This is a genomic window from Microcoleus sp. bin48.metabat.b7b8b9.023, from assembly GCF_013299185.1.
In the GTDB taxonomy this organism is placed as follows: domain Bacteria; phylum Cyanobacteriota; class Cyanobacteriia; order Cyanobacteriales; family Microcoleaceae; genus Microcoleus.
Window position 1 is genome coordinate 1 of record NZ_JAAFKG010000075.1, and the last position, 17015, is coordinate 17015.

The 17015-nt window shown below is 46.7% G+C and carries 14 protein-coding genes; 4 read left to right on the plus strand and 10 right to left on the minus strand.

Annotated elements, in window-relative coordinates; all coding sequences use genetic code 11:
- Window positions 1–108: 108 nt before the first annotated feature.
- Window positions 109–2931, minus strand: a complete 2823-nt coding sequence (locus tag QZW82_RS28970) for a DUF4347 domain-containing protein (RefSeq protein ID WP_293156777.1) — start codon at window positions 2929–2931, stop codon at window positions 109–111.
- A gap of 226 nt (window positions 2932–3157) precedes the next feature.
- On the opposite strand from QZW82_RS28970, the gene QZW82_RS28975 reads away from it, so the two are divergent.
- Entirely contained in the window at window positions 3158–4219 is a 1062-nt protein-coding gene (locus QZW82_RS28975) for a TIGR03032 family protein (protein WP_293156779.1), read from the plus strand.
- A gap of 211 nt (window positions 4220–4430) precedes the next feature.
- Here QZW82_RS28975 and QZW82_RS28980 read toward each other — a convergent pair whose 3' ends face one another.
- The 8 genes from QZW82_RS28980 to QZW82_RS29015 form a co-directional block, all read right to left on the minus strand.
- Window positions 4431–5330 (minus strand): ABC transporter ATP-binding protein, encoded by a 900-nt coding sequence (locus QZW82_RS28980; protein ID WP_293156781.1) that lies wholly within the window; start codon window positions 5328–5330, stop codon window positions 4431–4433.
- A 54-nt stretch (window positions 5331–5384) separates the two neighbouring features.
- Entirely contained in the window at window positions 5385–6158 is a 774-nt protein-coding gene (locus QZW82_RS28985) for an ABC transporter permease (RefSeq protein ID WP_293156783.1), read from the minus strand.
- A gap of 488 nt (window positions 6159–6646) precedes the next feature.
- Complete coding sequence (locus QZW82_RS28990) at window positions 6647–7684, minus strand: hypothetical protein (RefSeq protein ID WP_293156785.1); 1038 nt, start codon at window positions 7682–7684, stop codon at window positions 6647–6649.
- Between the two features lie 94 nt (window positions 7685–7778).
- Entirely contained in the window at window positions 7779–8405 is a 627-nt protein-coding gene (locus QZW82_RS28995; protein ID WP_293156787.1) for a hypothetical protein, read from the minus strand.
- 242 nt (window positions 8406–8647) lie between these two features.
- Window positions 8648–9154 (minus strand): Uma2 family endonuclease, encoded by a 507-nt coding sequence (locus QZW82_RS29000; RefSeq protein ID WP_293156815.1) that lies wholly within the window; start codon window positions 9152–9154, stop codon window positions 8648–8650.
- A 164-nt stretch (window positions 9155–9318) separates the two neighbouring features.
- Entirely contained in the window at window positions 9319–10344 is a 1026-nt protein-coding gene (locus QZW82_RS29005) for an ABC transporter permease (protein WP_293156789.1), read from the minus strand.
- Between the two features lie 234 nt (window positions 10345–10578).
- A complete protein-coding gene (locus QZW82_RS29010; RefSeq protein ID WP_293156791.1) occupies window positions 10579–10923 on the minus strand; it encodes a hypothetical protein in 345 nt (114 codons plus the stop codon).
- 1 nt (window position 10924) lies between these two features.
- Window positions 10925–11059 carry a hypothetical protein gene (locus QZW82_RS29015; protein ID WP_293156793.1) on the minus strand — a complete coding sequence of 45 codons (135 nt, stop codon included), beginning with the start codon at window positions 11057–11059 and terminating at the stop codon, window positions 10925–10927.
- A 364-nt stretch (window positions 11060–11423) separates the two neighbouring features.
- On the opposite strand from QZW82_RS29015, the gene QZW82_RS29020 reads away from it, so the two are divergent.
- The 3 genes from QZW82_RS29020 (at window position 11424) to QZW82_RS29030 (ending at window position 15236) form a co-directional block, all read left to right on the plus strand.
- Entirely contained in the window at window positions 11424–11594 is a 171-nt protein-coding gene (locus QZW82_RS29020; protein ID WP_293156795.1) for a hypothetical protein, read from the plus strand.
- Between the two features lie 86 nt (window positions 11595–11680).
- Window positions 11681–15088, plus strand: a complete 3408-nt coding sequence (locus QZW82_RS29025; protein WP_293156797.1) for a PAS domain S-box protein — start codon at window positions 11681–11683, stop codon at window positions 15086–15088.
- 1 nt (window position 15089) lies between these two features.
- Window positions 15090–15236 (plus strand): hypothetical protein, encoded by a 147-nt coding sequence (locus QZW82_RS29030; protein ID WP_293156799.1) that lies wholly within the window; start codon window positions 15090–15092, stop codon window positions 15234–15236.
- A 312-nt stretch (window positions 15237–15548) separates the two neighbouring features.
- Here QZW82_RS29030 and QZW82_RS29035 read toward each other — a convergent pair whose 3' ends face one another.
- Complete coding sequence (locus tag QZW82_RS29035; RefSeq protein ID WP_293156801.1) at window positions 15549–16616, minus strand: ABC transporter permease; 1068 nt, start codon at window positions 16614–16616, stop codon at window positions 15549–15551.
- Window positions 16617–17015: the final 399 nt, after the last annotated feature.

The following is a 17015-nucleotide window of genomic DNA, read 5'->3' on the forward strand; positions in this document are numbered from 1 at the left end:
GGCAATGGTAATTTTAGGTTTGAGTTTCATACAGGTAAACCCTAATTAAATAATTTGTAGTTACTCAACAATTATTCTCCAATATACCATATTCTGCTAATCTAAAGTTTAGATGCGTTCGCCCTGATAAGTTGTGCCGCTACCTGTGAAGTTGCTAATTGTACTGTTAGTTAGATTCACGCCTGTGGCGGTAAATCCTGTGACGTTTTCGCTGAAGGTTGCTGTGACTAAAAATGGTGCGTTTGTGGTGGTTGGTGATGCGGATGTTAGGGCTACTGTGGGCGCTGTAATATCGGCAGTGCGTGTAAGTTGAGTCGCAGCGGTATTGTTGTTACTAGCGGTATCAGTTGCTCTAGCAGCAGGGATATCAACTGTGACATTACCAGTAGCATTCGGTGTGACTGTAAAAGTATAAGTTGTGCCGCTACCTGTGAAATTGCTAATTGTACTGTTAGTTAGATTTACGCCAGCGGCGGTAAATCCTGTGACGGTTTCGCTGAATGTTGCTGTGACTAAAAATGGTGCGTTTGTGGTGGTTGGTGAAGTTGATGTTAAGGTGACATTTGGTACAATTGTGTCTACAACTATGGCTTTGTTATTAGCCAAAGACTGTCCCGCAGGAATAGTTAATGTTGCATTATTTGCCGCAGTATCTCTGAAGGTTGCACCGACTGCTAAAGTGAACCCAGTTGAGTTGAGATCCGTGCTATTTTGTCCGGCTAGTGGAGTGTAAATTCCCACAGCAGATGTGCCCGTAAAAGGTGCAATAGTTACAGTGCCGCCTGTGTCTAGGGCGACTGTCATGTTACCGCCTGCTAAGGTAACTGCTTCGCTGAAGTTGACGGTGACGTTGATGTTGTTAGTTGTGTTGTAACTGCCGTTGGCGGTGGTTGAGGTGACGCTGGTGATGGTGGGTGCAACAGTATCAATAACTATGGCTTTGCTACCGCCGAGGGAGTTGGCTGTGGCTAGGGCAGGGAGGATTAAATCGGCATTCGTGGTCAAATTATCTTGAATTGTGCCACCGTTGAGGGTGAGGGCAGTTGTGGAGAGGTATTGTAAGTCGAGAGAGGTGTCTCCTGGTTGAACTACATAGTTGAAGGTGAGGGCTGTACCGCCACTACCGCTAGCATAGGTGGCAAATTGGTCGGTTGTACCGGTTTCTAGTTGCAGTCGGGGTGTGCCGGTGATATTGACAGCAGCATCGAAGGTGACGGTGATGGGGATGGTAGAACCAACACCGTAGCTGCCGTCAGGGGTGGTAGCGGTGACAGCGGTAACTTTGGGGGTGGTGTTGAGTAGGATGGAGGCGGTGTTGCTGTTGGAGTTTGCCACAGCTAAGTCAGGGAGGCCGTCGCCGTTGATGTCGCCGATGCTGACGGAGATGGGGTCATTGCCAGTAATGAAGGTGACTCGGCTGGCGAAGGTGGGGGTGGTGGCGTTGGTGGGGGTGGTGTTGAGCAGGATGGAGGTGGTGTTGCTCAAGATGTTCGCCACAGCTAAGTCAGGGAGGCCGTCGCCGTTGATGTCGCCGATGCTGACGGAGATGGGGTCATTGCCAGTACTGAAGGTGACTCGGCTGGCGAAGGTGGGGGTGGTGGCGTTGGTGGGGGTGGTGTTGAGCAGGATGGAGGCGGTGTAGTTGTTGACGTTTGCCACAGCTAAGTCTGGTTTGCCGTCACCGTTGATGTCGCCGATGCTGATGGAGCGGGGCTCATTGCCAGCACCGAAGATGACTTGGGTGGCGAAGGTAGGGGTGGTGGCGTTGGTGGGGGTGGTGTTGAGCAGGATGGAGAGGTTGTTGCTGATGAAGTTCACCACAGCTAAGTCTGGTTTGCCGTCACCGTTGATGTCGCCGATGCTGACGGATAAGGGGCCATTGCCAGCAGTGAAGTCAACTTTGGTGGCGAAGGTGGGGGTGGTGGCGTTGGTGGGGGTGGTATTGAGCAGGATGGAGACGTTGTTGCTGCTCCGGTTCGCCAAAGCTAAGTCTGGTTTCCCGTCACTGTTGAAGTCGCCGATGCTGACGGAGTAGGGCCCATTGCCAGTGGTGAAGTCAACTTTGGTGGCGAAGGTGGGGGTGGTGGCGTTGGTGGGGGTGGTATTGAGCAGGATGGAGGCGGTGTCGCTGTTCCGGTTCGCCAAAGCTAAGTCTGGTTTGTTGTCACCGTTGAAGTCGCGGATGCTGACGGAGATGGGGTTACTGCCAGTAGTGAAGTCAACTTTGGTGGCGAAGGTGGGGGTGGTGGCGTTGGTGGGGGTGGTGTTGAGCAGGATGGAGGCGGTGTTGCTGATGTAGTTCGCCGTTGCTAAGTCTGGTTTCCCGTCACCGTTGATGTCGCCGATGCTGACGGATAAGGGGAGATTGCCAACAGCGAAGTCAAATTTAGGGGCGAGGCCTAGTACGCCGCTGTAGGTTTTGAGGGTGTTGAGGCTAAATGGTATTGCGGTTTCTATGGCGCCTATTTGCACTTCTAATTCCCAGTCTCCACCTAATTCGCTGCTACCAGTGGGGTTTGCGGAGGCGGCAATGTCTGCACCTGTGATTTCACTCAGTCGTTTGAGGAAGTTTTTGCCAGTTTCATCAGCGCCTATTTCACACCCATATAATAGGATGTCGGCGTTTTGGGTGAGGGATTTTCCCCACTGTTGGAGTTGGGTAGTGAATTTTTCTAAGTTACTATTGTTGATGGTTTCTGTGCTCAGATTGACGCTGCCGGGGCTGCCGTGGGAAAGTATGTGTAATGCTTCAATATCTTTTTGATTGGCTAAGGCGTTAGTAATTTGGGTGATGCCACTAACTTTGTCATCTAAAATAATAATTTCAGCGCGATCGGTGCTTTGAATTAGGTCTTGATAATCTTGTACTGAGGGGTCTACGAAAATTATTTGGTTTTTCATGCTAGGCGATCGATGTTTTTTTCTGAGCATAATTTATCATACTCATATGGAGTTTTCAACCATAATAGAGAAAGTTTTTATGTCTTCATATTTTATGAGGCTGCATAGAATCTGAGCCTCCCTAACCAATAAGGGTAGGGCTGTTTCATTGTTTTGTAGGGGCAATCCCCCTGTGGTTGCCCAATTCCTCTGAGGAGAGGGCGGGCACGGCACCTCCCATACAGATAGATATGCATGAAGGATTTAGGATTACTATATGAATAACAAAACAATTTTGAATACACCACACGAACACGAGATTTTTGGCGATCGCGATTTGCCATCTTGGTTAACCGAACAACGAATCAGCCTTGCTTGCACTACTTATCAAACCAGCAGGTTGATGTTAATCGGTGCTGTACCAGAAACCAACAGAATCTCGGCTTTTTGGCGAATATTCGATCGCGCAATGGGACTTTTCTGCACACCGGAACGTCTCTACCTTAGCTCAAAATATCAACTCTGGCAATTAGACAATGTGCTGGCTGCGGGTGGACAACATCAAGGTTACGATAAACTCTATATACCAAGAATTGCCCACACTACAGGAGATATCGACATTCACGATATCGCTGTGGATAAGAATAATCAAATTCTGTTTATTAGCACATTGTTTAATTGTATTGCAACTTTGAGCGATCGGCACAGTTGCAAACCTCTCTGGAAACCGCCGTTTATCTCACAATACATCAATGAAGACCGCTGTCATCTCAACGGTTTGGCGATGGTGGATGGGGAGGCGAAATATGTTACGGCGTCGAGTCAGTCGGATGTGGTGGATGGCTGGCGCGATCGCCGAAAAAATGGCGGTATAGTTATTGATGTGGCATCTAATGATATCATCGTCACGGGATTGTCGATGCCGCACTCACCTCGCTGGTATCGAGATAAGTTGTGGTTGCTGAATTCGGGGAGAGGGGAATTTGGTTGTGTGGATTTAGATACAGGGACATTTCAGGCGATCGCGTTTTGTCCGGGATATGTCCGAGGGCTGGCTTTTTGGCAGAATTGGGCGATTGTTGGATTGTCGAAACCGAGGGGTGGTGACAATACTTTTAGCAGTTTAGAGTTGGATGAGTTGTTGGTAGCTAAAGATGCTGAGGCTCGGTGTGGTATGATGGTGATTGATTTGACTACTGGTGCGATCGTTCATTGGTTGCGGTTTGAAGGAATTGTCACAGAATTGTATGATGTGCAGGTGATTTCGGGAGTGCAAAAGCCGATGGCTTTGGGTTTTCAAACGGATGAAATTGCTCAGTTGATTACTTTGGAACTTTAACCGCTGATGTCGGCGTATGATGGACGCATGGGTTGCTAGAAACCGGGTTTTTGCGAGAATACTTCGCTACTGTCGGTAAAAATCGTAAAAACCCGGTTTCTTGGATTGCGTGTGAGGGTTCAGAAACCGGGTTTTTGCGAGAATACTTCGTTACTGTCGGTAAAAATCGTAAAAACCCGGTTTCTAGGATTGTGCGGGAGGGCCAGAAATGTTAAGATAGAGTTTGTTTTGTAACCTCTACATAAATATGTTCTAAGCGCACCGGATAGCGAGCTATTGAATCAATAGAAATTCCATCAAAACGCAAAATAATATCCTTTAATTCCAAACGTTCCGGCAGCCAAAAAGCCAAATCGCTACCGTAGCGGCGGGGAATAAAACTGTATTCTGCTGCGCGGGCGATGACTTCAGCTTCTGCGTCGGTTTTAACCACAATAATTTCCTGAGCCGGAATTAGTTTTTGCAACTCCTCCAAACTGCCCTCAGCCACAATACTACCATTCTTTAAAATCCCAATTCTCTGACACAAACGCTCAGCCTCATCCAACAAATGAGTTGTTAGCAAAATTGTAATTCCTTCCGATTGCAAGCGCTGAATTAACTCCCAAATTTCATAACGAGCCTCAATATCTAAACCAGTTGTCGGTTCATCTAAAATTACTAATTTAGGCTGGTGAACCAAAGCCACCGCAATATTCAAACGGCGCTGCATTCCTCCGCTCAAAGTTTCCACCGGACTTTGAGCTCTATCTATCAAATTTACTGCTTTTAAGCATTGTTCTACTTGATAGCGGCGCTGTTGGCGCTCTAAACCATAAATTTGAGCAAAAAAATTGAGGTTTTCTGCACAGCTAAGGCTTTTGTAAAGCAAATTTTCTTGAGGCGCTACACCGATTAACAGTTTAGTAGATTCCGAAACAGGTTCGCCATTGATGAAAACCTTACCGCTGTCAGCATTTAGCAAATTGCATAAAATATTGATAGTTGTAGTTTTGCCCGCCCCATTTGGCCCCAGCAAACCGTAAATTTCGCCAGCTTGAATGTGCAGTGTTAAATCGTTAAGCACTGAACGTTCGCCGTAAGCCTTATTTAGCTTTTCTATTTGCAGCACTGCTTAAAATCTCCTAGTTTTTTCTCTAAATTATCTTTGAATTCCCTGATTTATTTAAAGTCTTCTTTCTACTCTTAACATCCGCCGATATGACAGCCATCCGCCTGCGATCATCGAAATAGCAAATATGAATAAAAACCAGAAGTGCGATTCAATATCCGCAAAATCTTTGCCGTTAGCCCACACGCCTATCAGCGCTTCGTTCATATGATAAATCGGATTGTACTGGGCGAGATCCAGCAGGGTTTTGGGGAACAGCGCAGTTGGCAAAAATGCACCTCCTAAAATCAACAAAGGAACGCCGAAAGCGGCTACTAGCGAGTTGACATCTTCCGTGCGCCTCGCAAACTGCGTCCCCAGAATAAAGCCAACTCCTACGTAGGATACAATGCTGAGTAGAATAATCGCGCATCCTAACAGAATAGATCCTTGAAATTGTGCTCCCAAACACGCTGCGATCGCGTATACTAAAATTACCTGACCGATGCCGATCGCGCTGTGAGCTAAAAAAATCCCTAAAAAGTAGGAAGTGCCGCTCAGGGGGGAAACAAATAAGCGCTTGAGAGTATGCTGTTCTCGCTCTGAGACTACCGTGGCTACACTGCCGCCGAGACAGCTAAAAAATAAAGCGGCTCCTACTAAACTTGCAGGTGCAGCACTTTCAAAGGCTTTGGCTGTGGTGAGATTGGCGCGTTCTTTTAAAATTAAACCATTGATTAGCAAGATAGAAATTGGAAAAATACTCCACAAGACTAAGCTGCGCCGCCGCCTTCCCAATTCAATTAAAATTCGCTGCGCTACTGCGAGGGTTTCATACCAGTATTTCATAGGGATTGTGTTAGCATTGTAAGAATTGGAAATTGACATCAAGTCCGAAAAGAATCAACACAATCAAATTGGTTCGTAGTGAGGACTTTAGTCCGCATCAATCCGAGGACTCGCATTCCGAACGATCAAATTGGTTCGTAGTGAGGACTTTAGTCCGCATCAATCCGAGGACTCGCATTCCGAACGATCAAATTGGTTCGTAGTGAGGACTTTAGTCCGCATCAATCCGAGGACTCGCATTCCGAACGATCAAATTGGTTCGTAGTGAGGACTTTAGTCCGCATCAATCCGAGGACTCGCATTCCGAACGATCAAACCTTCTTGATGGCATTGAATTTACCGGAAATTATATGATTATTGATAATAACGCCACGGCATATTATACCATAGAAATACTAAGAATGTTAAATTTCAATAAAAAACCCGCCCGCGCGGGTTTTGTGATTTGACCAGACTAGGTTTTAAATTTTCGGTGTCTATCGCTACACTCATTTAATACTAAAGTTCGTACCTCTGTAGCATCCTTGAAAAGACGTTAAACTTGTACGGTTTGTCTGTTCGAGTTTAGTCACGAGGGAGGTAGTATTACTTTCAGGATTTGTACCCCACTTGTAAATAAAGTCGCCGATGTAGTTTCCGGTTGCTTCGTAGCTGTGCACTTGTATCGGAACTCCCGAAACTCCTGAAACTGTTTGGTTGTTGTATCCGTTAACAATGATTTTCTCGATAACTGCTCCGGGTTCTACAGTCACGTTCCAGTTGACTGGTTCGTAGGCCGAAAGTGCAAGTATTATTGGCTTGTTGCGGCGTTCTACTTTAACTTGGATAGCACTTTTCGACAAATTTGCCTTCCCGTGTTCGGCATTAGCTTCGTAAACACCAATCAAATGAAGTTCTTTATCTCCGGTTGACGAACCAACATAGGCTGAAAAATCGTCGGAACCGCCAATCCCGCAGTTGGCGGCCGAACTAATGGGGGAAGTAAAAGTTGTTTTTTCGGCGAGTTTCTGCTGCACCGTCGGGACTACCCACCAACCGGTTCCAACTCCTAAAGCACCTATTAAAGCAGCGGCAATTCCGAAAGGAATGACGTTTGTGAGGTGGCGAAAGGCGGTTGTTGCAGTTACTTGGGCTCGGGTTTGCTGCCAAGTTTCAGCAGTTTTTCCGGCATTGCCGCCATCTAGACAAGCTAACAAAGCTAAACTTTCCGGCTGTTCGAGCAGACTTTGAACTGCTTTCCCTTCTCCAACGTAGAGATTTCGAGTTTCGGTGTCTAACAGCAGCCAGTAGCGATCGCCCTCGCCGAAGTTGTACTCTTGTAGCGCAGGCTTAACTAAATCGTGCTGCAAAAATACCAGCCAAGCCATGTTATTGCCAGTTCCGACTATTTTGCCGTCGCTGAAAATAAGTTGGTCGATGTCGGGTTCCCACCGCCAAGCTACCCAGCGACTGTTTCCTCGATAACCGAGGGATTTTTCCAGTTGCGGATGAGCGGTTATTTCTAAGCGTTGAACTAAGTTTGACACAGTTGGTATCCTCAACTACGCGCGATCGAAGCTATCCCAAAGGGTAGGGAATCGCCACTTCCAGTCTCAGCTTAACTCATCGGGCGATCGTCCTTCAAAAACTACCCGTGCCGTTGCCCGTGGTACTGTTGGGAGACGCATTGTTGCTGGGATTGGTATTCGGCGAAGTTCCCGGATTGAAATTATTTTGCTGATTGGTATTCGGCGAAGTTCCCGGATTGGGATTGTTGTTGGGATTAGTATTCGGCGAAGTTCCCGGATTGAGATTATTCTGCTGATTAGTATTCGGCGAAGTTCCCGGATTGGCGTTGTTGTTGGGATTAGTATTCGGTGCAGTTCCCGGATTTGCGGGATTTGCGGGATTTGCGGGATTTGCGGTACCAGCAGGAGTAGTTATCGGGGCGCCGGCAGCATCTCTGGTGACGCTATTGGGGTTGCGGGGGGCTGCTGGATTAGCTGCGTTGGGGTTATTTCCAGGAGCATTGGCTGGGTTGCCGGCTGCGGGAGCCGTTGTTTGGGGAGCAGCGTTGGTACCGCACAAGCTGACTAAATCAAAAGTTGTACCGCTTGGGGTTTCGATGAAGCAAACCGGCACATCTACTCGCGGGTTTGAAGCCCTGGGAAACTGGCCTGTTCCGGGCATGGGACGACTAAAGGCAGCTTGTGCCATCAGTGGAGTCAAGGCAGCCGATAGAGCGGCTGCGAGGCGCAATAATCTCATCAGCACTTCCTCAAATGTTATATTTATATGCTCCACTATGGCTGATAAACTGCCAAGTGTCCTCATTCTGAAAGCCGATCTTTTTTACCAGAAAGAATTGGTTGAAAGCCGGCCTGCCTTCGAGGGAGACATTAAAATCAGAGTATTCATTACTCCAATACTCAGACTTCTCGGTAGAGGTAGCTCTCCAACTGTCAACTGTCAACTGCCAACTGTCAATTGTCAACTGTTGACAAATCCTCCTACAGAGCGGCCACTGCCTGCAACATCTCGCGCACGCAGAAAGTACACTTAGAAAAAGCTGAGAGCGCGACAGTCGAATCTTCTGACAAAATCATTTGACTCCGGTACCCGTCGTCTGAGGGTTCTCGAAATACATGAAGCTGGCGTTCGTGGATATCTAGCACCCAAAAATCGTCAATCTGCGATGCAGCATAGATATCTCCTTGAGTCTCGCAGTCATTTTGAAGCGTACCATCGGCTATTTCGATCAGCAGATATATCTCCGAGGCGATGGGATGGCGGTCAGTATAGCGCAGGGCGTCTGGCATCACAACTGCGATCGACGGTTTTGCTTGGGCATCGCCTAGCTGAATTGGTAGCTCCACCCGGACTAAAACCTCATCTCCTAACAGCTTTTCCAGCAACTCCTGAATAAGTACAATCGCTGTAGCATAATCGGTTCCCTGTATTTTCATTTTTTTGACAATCAGTCCTGCAACTAATTTTACTTCTTGTGAGTTTAATATTTTAGTCGATCGTACCTAATAATCTTCCACGTATATCAAAAAAGCAGATAGCGGGGTAAAATTGGGAGAGTGGGAGAATGTAAAGAGCGGGAGAGGGCTAAAATCTTCATTATTTATTCTTTTTTTGTCAACTGTCAACTGTCAACTGTCAACTCTTCCTTCAATTAGTACCTAATTCGCGGGTCAATGTAAGCATTTAAAATATCAATTACAATACTAGCAATTACTACAATTCCCGCAAAAAACACCACAATACCTTGAACAGTTGGATAATCTCGCAAGCTAATCGCTTCATAAAGACGATTTGCCAGCCCCGGCCAAGAAAAAGTAACCTCAGTTAAAATAGCACCACCCAACAGTGCAGCAAAAGTCAGTCCCAAGACAGTAATTACCGGAATCAGCGCATTTTTGAGAGCGTGAGCCCATAAAATCTGCAATTCAGGAATTCCGCGAGCTCTAGCTGCTTCAACATAATCTGCTTGCAAAGTTTGCTTCAGATTCACCCTCACAATTCGCTCAAAAATGCCACTCAAAAGAATGCCCAGCGTCAAACTCGGGAGTGCCAAATAATGCAAACTTGTGAAAAACTGACCGGGGTTAGCGCTCAAGAGACTGTCTATAGTGTACAGTCCCGTGTAGCCTTGGGGGGCTGGAAATGTCACCGGAAAGCGAGTTCCCAAGGGAAACCAGCCCAACTGTACGGCAAAAATCAACTGCAAAACCATGCCAGCCCAAAAAGCCGGCAGTGAGTAAGTAATAATCCCAAACAAACGGCCTGCTGCATCAAAAATAGTGTTGGGGCGGGATGCCGCTAGGGAACCGATACTGATGCCGACAATTAAAGCTATGGCCATGCTACAAACTGCTAATTCGACTGTCGCGGGGAAATAGTCTCCGATAATTTGCCAGACGGTTTGTCCGCGAGTGGTGATGGATGTTCCCAAGTCGAAGCCCAGCAAGTCTTTCATGTATTTTAGATATTGCTGCCACAGGGGTGCGTCGAGGCCGAGTTGGGTTCGCATTGCTGCTTTGGCGGCGGCGGGAGCTCGCGAGCCGAGAATGGCATCTATGGGATCGCCCGGAGTGGCCCGGAGTAACAAAAAGACTGCTGTGGTGATTGTCCACAACATTAGGGGTGCGAGCAGCAAGCGGACAAAAATATAAGATTGCAGGGCTTTTGAACGAGACATAGGAATGGGGAATGGGGAATGGGGAATGGGGAATGGGGAATTGGGAATTGGGAATTGGGAATTGGGAATTGGGAATTGTCGATCGACTTTTTGCCAATTCCAGATTTTCCGATTGCGAGCATCTCAATTGTGCTTTTATATTATTGCTGTCCCCGCTCACGTATTGTATAAGAGAGCAGGGACGATCGCACTCAAACAAAAAAAGGCTTTTTACGAAAATCAGATGCTTCCTGCCTATTCGCCCAGTAGCGATTCAAATGCAGCTTGGAAAGACTTGATATCGCCTACTCTGGCTACTAACAAGTTTTCGCTGCCGGCATCCTGCAATCTATTCTTCCAATACTGGATGCTATCCGAGTTGTTCATCCAGAAACTAATCACGGTATTTACAACTCGATCGACATCCCAGCCGCGATAGGGAGAAATTATCTCTACCGATGCTACAAAAGAATCGAGAGTACACTTTCGGTTTCCCAAGTATTCTACACCTGACGGCTGCTGTTGTTGCAGTAATTCCTGCTGCTGGTTAAAAAACGTTAAAGTTGGAGATACGCCCAGGATTTCAAATGTATAGCTCATGTTATCCTCCCGAAGTATTATTTTGCTCAAAGGTCGTAGGTTCAACAGTTGACAGTTGACAGTTGACAGTTGACAGTTGACAGTTAAGAGTTTGATAGCGGCCCCTACCCTTAAGTCCGAGTAGGGGAGCAATCAACAGTCCGATCTTAATTTCTCCCGGGCAGGCGGGCTTTCAACTAATTGTTTCTGGTAAATGGAAAAATCTCTAATCGAGTGACGTTACTGCCCTCGATGCACCACAATATCCTTTAATTACCATGCTGGCGTGCGATCGCGATTTTGCCCGCTTATTCTATCAATAGCAAATTTTTTAACAGTCTGGTGTCAAATAACTTACATTTTTGACATACCCCAGCTTTTGAAAATTCTAATCTAATTTGTATTAATCAGCGGTAAGGCAGGCAACCTGCACCCGGAGAAAGCGATCCGATTTTAGATTAAAGATTTTATAATTGGGAATGACTGATGAATTAAGGAGTTGTATGCTTTTTTGACCTGGTGTGAGTTTTGGGACGGGAGTTCTCGATCGCGATCGCCAGATTCAGGAAAGTAGTGGCACGATTAATATTACAATTTTTTACAGTAGTGCTGGAAACCTCAGCCAAGTTTTGACCTGGCCGCTACCCCAATTCACGGCATTGCTGTGGGATTTTGTAACTTATAATATCTAGGGCATCTTGGAAACGACAAACGATACGCAAACCTCGTAGGTGTCAAAATAATATTGATGTTATTGAAAACTCTGAGCAGTCGTCTGATGAAAAGCTCGCCCAAGATGTCACTGAGCCTCGTCTTGTTGATGCCGTTGGTAGTGCAAATCTCCGTAGCAGTCGGCGTCACTGGATGGCTGTCGTTTCGTAACGGCCAGAAAGCCGTCAATGACCTTGCTACCAGGTTGAGTTTGGAAGTCGCAGCGAGGACTAAAGAAAATTTCCGCAGTTTTGGAGAGGTGTCTCACCTGTTCCTGCAAATGAATAATGCTGCGATCGCCTCTGGAAACCTAGACCCTGATGACTTCCCCAACTTAGAGCGCTTTTTTTGGAACCAGACCAAGCTGAGCGATCGCACTACAACCATCTACTACGGCGACGAACAGGGCAAATTCCTCTTGCTCAAACGCGAAGCAGATGAATTAGTATACATCAGAGACGAATCAACTGCTCCCAACCGCCAAATTTATCGCCTCGACAGCAAAGGAAACCGCACTGAGCTAATCAAAACCGCCCCCTACGACCCCCGTACTAGACCGTGGTACCAAACTGCCAAACAGGCAGAAAAAGCCACCTGGTCTCCGATCTACGTCTTCACGGCCTCGCCAGTTCTCGGCATTACGCCGGTGATGCCTATTTACAATGAAACAGGAAAACTGCGGGGGGTATTGGCAATTGACCTGACTCTTTCTCAAATCAGCGATTTTCTCAAAAGTATCAAAATTAGCCCGTCAGGAGAAGTTTTTGCGATCGAACGCAGCGGGGAAATAGTCGCCAGTTCCACAGATGAATTGCCGTTTATCACTGACAACAAAGGACAAAAACGGCTGTTGGCAACACAGAGCAAAAATTTGCTAATTCGATCGGCTTCCACATACTTGCAAACACGATTTGGCAGTTTTGAAGAAATTGACAGCCAAGGACAGTTTAGCTTCGATATAAACGGCAAACGTCAATTCATTACGGTCGCTCCCCTGCGAGACGGCCGCGGTCTCGATTGGCTGATTGTCGTAGCAATCCCGGAAGCAGACTTTATGGAGCAAATTAACGCCAACACTCGCACAACTATTTTATTGTGCTTTTTTGCCTTCATACTGGCGATCGTCCTGGGAATTTTCACATCTCGCTGGGTTGTCACACCAATTACCCGATTGCTGGAAGCTTCCAAAGCTTTAACAAAAATGTCCGAAGCTGCCGACTTCACCTCCGCCGAATTAGACGGCGAAGTCGAAGTCAAAGGCGTCAACGAACTCGGCGTCTTAGCTCAGTCCTTCAACCAGATGGCCAGACAATTGCGATCGTCTTTTGTAGCGCTAGAACGAACCAACTCCAGTTTAGAACAGCGAGTAGCAGAGCGGACTGCCGAACTCGAAGCCACCGAAGCAGAATTGCGGGCTTTGTTTGCAGCCATGAACGAATTAATTGTAGTTGTGGATGCCACCGGCCGCTATTTGAAAATCGCGCCCACAAATATGTCGGTGCTCTACAAACCAGCAGCAGAATTAGTTGGTAAAACTATCGGAGAGCTTTTTCCGCAAGCTACAGCCGACAATTTTCTCAACCACATTCGAGCAGCTTTAGATAGTCAGCAAACAGTTAGCATCGAGTACGATTTAACCATTAACGATCGCGAAATTTGTTTTGCAGCCAGCATTTCGCCGCTTTCAGAAGAATCCGTAATTTGGGTGGCTCGCGATATTACCGAACAGAAGCGAGCCGAATCAGTGCGGCGGATGAGGCAAAAACAATTGCTCAAACAAAATACGATTTTGCTAGAATTGGCAAGAAATAAAGCGCTATATCGAGGCGATTTGCAAGTAGCTTTGAGAGAAATCACCGAAGCGGCGGCTCATACCCTAGATGCAGAAGCAGCCGGAGCGTGGTTGTACGACGAAAGTCGATCTAAATTGCAATGTCTCGACCAATTTCACCGCAGCAACGGCGAGCATTCCCAAGGTGCCGAACTCGCAGCACCAGACTATCCAGCTTATTTTAAAGCTTTGGAAGAAGACCGGACGATCGCAGCCGACGACGCTCTCTCAGATATCAGAACCAGAGAATTTGTGGCATCTTACTTTGCACAAAGCGGCACCACATCAACCTTAGATGCGCCAGTGCGACTGGGAGGCCAAACAGTCGGAGTCATCTGTATCGAACAGGTGGGAATTGCTCGCCACTGGACAGTAGAAGAACAAAATTTTGCTGCTTCCCTCGCAGATTTGGTATCATTGGCGATCGAAGCCAGCGATCGCGATCGGACACAAAACGCCCTGCGTCAAGCAGAACAAAAATACCGCAGCATCTTTGAAAACGCAGTCGAAGGCATTTTTCAAACCACCCCCGAAGGTCGCTTCTTGAGCGTAAATCCATCCTTAGCCCGCATCTACGGCTACGCCACTCCCGAAGAATTGACATCAAATCTCACCAACATCAGACAGCAAACTTACGTCAATCCTCAACAACGCGAGAAGTTTATGCGAGTGATGAAAGAATCTGGACAAATTTCGGGGTTTGAGTCAGAAGTTTACCGCGTTGACGGCAGCATAATTTGGATTTCCGAAAGCGCCCGTGCAGTGTGCGACACGCGCGGTGAGGTAATCTACTATGAAGGTAGTGTCGAGGATATTAGCGATCGTAAAGTCTTTGAATCCGCCTTGCAACTCGCCCTAGAAGCAGCCGAAGCAGCCTCCACCGCAAAAAGCGCATTTTTAGCAAACATGAGCCACGAACTGCGGACACCCCTCAATGCCATCATCGGCTACAGCGAAATGCTCCAAGAAGAAACCGAAGAATCCGGCTACAATGAACTCACCCCAGACTTAGACAAAATCCGCACATCCGGCCGACACTTGCTATCGCTAATAAACGACATTCTCGACATTTCTAAAATCGAAGCCGGTCGCATGGATCTCTACTTAGAAACCTTCGACATCGCCACCTTAATTGAAGAAGTCGCCGACACCGCCGCGCCACTAATTGAGAAAAATCATAACACTTTAAACTTACAGCAAATAGGCAATATCGGCACTATGCACGGTGACATTACCAAACTGAGGCAGATTTTATTAAATTTGCTGAGCAATGCCGCCAAATTCACTCACAATGGTACAATTACCCTCAGCGCCAGCCGAGAACAAATCGCAGGCTACAGCAGCGAAGCGACACCAGAAAACAGTTTGGAACCTGCGGTAAATTCTCCATCCTCAAATCCCAGTAAAGAATTTTTAGTAGTTAATTGTACAGATACAGGAATTGGCATGAATCCAGACGAATTGCAGCACATTTTCCAACCCTTTATCCAAGCAGACGCTTCTACCACTCGCAAATACGGCGGCACTGGTTTGGGACTAGCAATCAGCCAGCGTTTTTGCCTCATGATGGGTGGCAATATTTCCGTAAAAAGTCAAGTCGGTGTTGGTTCTACCTTTACCATCCGCTTACCTGTTAATACTTAAATTGGGAATTGGGAATTGGGAATTGGGAATTGGGAATTGGGCATTGGGAATTGGGAATTGGGAATTGGGAATTGGGCATTGGGAATTGGGAATTGGGCATCACCCTAGTGTCATTGCGAACGAAGTGAAGCAATCGCAGGGACGCTAGCAATTGCGACACCAACGCGAACAATGACAAATAATACAAAAAAGCAGCAATAATAGACCTCTTGCAAAAAAGATATATGTTATAATCAGAGGTCTTGAATTAAACTCCCCTAATTGTGGAACAGGCCCGACAGCCTGTTATTCACAGGCTTTTTGGGAGATGCTTAATCAACTCTCAGCAAAACTTTTCATTATATCAGAAAAATATTTTGCAAGAGGTCTAATACCAAAAATGGGTAGTAACCCGGATTTGGTATTACCCATTTCCAGTGCATCAATGCCCTATGCCCTATGCCCTATGCCCCATAACCAATTACCTTTGAATGCTTCTCGGATCGAGAGCATCCCGCAACCCATCCCCCAATAAATTGAACGCCAAAACAGTCAAAATAATCAGCGTCGCCGGAGGCCAAACCAACCAGGGCTGCAACACTAAAATTGAAGCATTCGTAGACAAAGATAGCAAATTTCCCCACGAAGGATCGGGCTGTTGAATTCCCAAACCAATCAAACTCAAAACCGACTCCGCCACAATAAAACCCGGAACCGACAAAGTAGCAGAAATAATTACATAAGTTGCAGTTTGTGGCAACACGTGGCGGACAATAATATAAATTGGGTTGGCACCCATAGCCCGCGCCGCTTGCACAAATTCTAGCTGTTTAATTGACAGTACCTGACCGCGAATTACCCGCGCCAAACTCGCCCAACTGATAAATGAAGTAATCAGCACAATCAATATAAATCGCTGAGCGCTTGTCAATCCGGGGGGAAGGACTGCTGCTAGAGCTACTAATAAATAAAGACCGGGAATCGTCATCAATACTTCGGCAAAGCGCATTAAAATACTGTCAATCCAACTGCCAAAATAACCAGATATTCCTCCGATTAACAATCCTAAAGGAAAGGAAATTGCTATGCCAACCAAACCAATACTGAGGCTAATGCGGCTGCCCTGTACTAAGCGACTGAATTGATCGCGAGCTTGTTCATCAGTTCCTAAAAGGTTAATTTTACCTTCTCCTGTAGTGCCAAACAGGTGGATATCCAAAGGTAAAATTCCTAAAAACTTATAGGGAGAACCTTTGACAAACAAACCGACAGCAGAGGGTTTTTGCCAATCTACAATTACCTCGCGAGCGCCCGTATTCGCATCCACTGGCCCCTGAGCAGTCGGGTAAACGTGGGGGCCGATAAATCGCCCGTCTTTGGTGCTTAAATAAATCTGAGTTGGTGGCAGTAAGGAACCGTTTAATTGAGAGTCGTAGGGGTCGTAGGGAGCCACAAATTCGGCGAAAAGTGCGACTGTATAAAAAATTAACAGCACTACGGCTCCCAACCGAGCTAGAGGATTATTTTTAAGATTTTGCCACCATTTCATAAGTTTTAGGTTTGAGATTTTAAGTTGGTTCGTAGTAAGGACTTTAGTCCTCCCAGGTTCGTAGTAAGGACTTTAGTCCTCCCAGGTTCGTAGTAAGGACTTTAGTCCTTCCAGGTTCGTAGTAAGGACTTTAGTCCTTCCAGGTTCGTAGTAAGGACTTTAGTCCTCCCAGGTTCGTAGTAAGGACTTTAGTCCTCCCAGGTTCGTAGTAAGGACTTTAGTCCTCCCAGGTTCGTAGTAAGGACTTTAGTCCTCCCAGGTTCGTAGTGAGGACTTTAGTCCTCCCAGGTTCGTAGTAAGGACTTTAGTCCTCCCAGGTTCGTAGTAAGGACTTTAGTCCTCCCAGGTTCGTAGTAAGGACTTTAGTCCTCCCAGGTTCGTAGTAAGGACTTTAGTCCT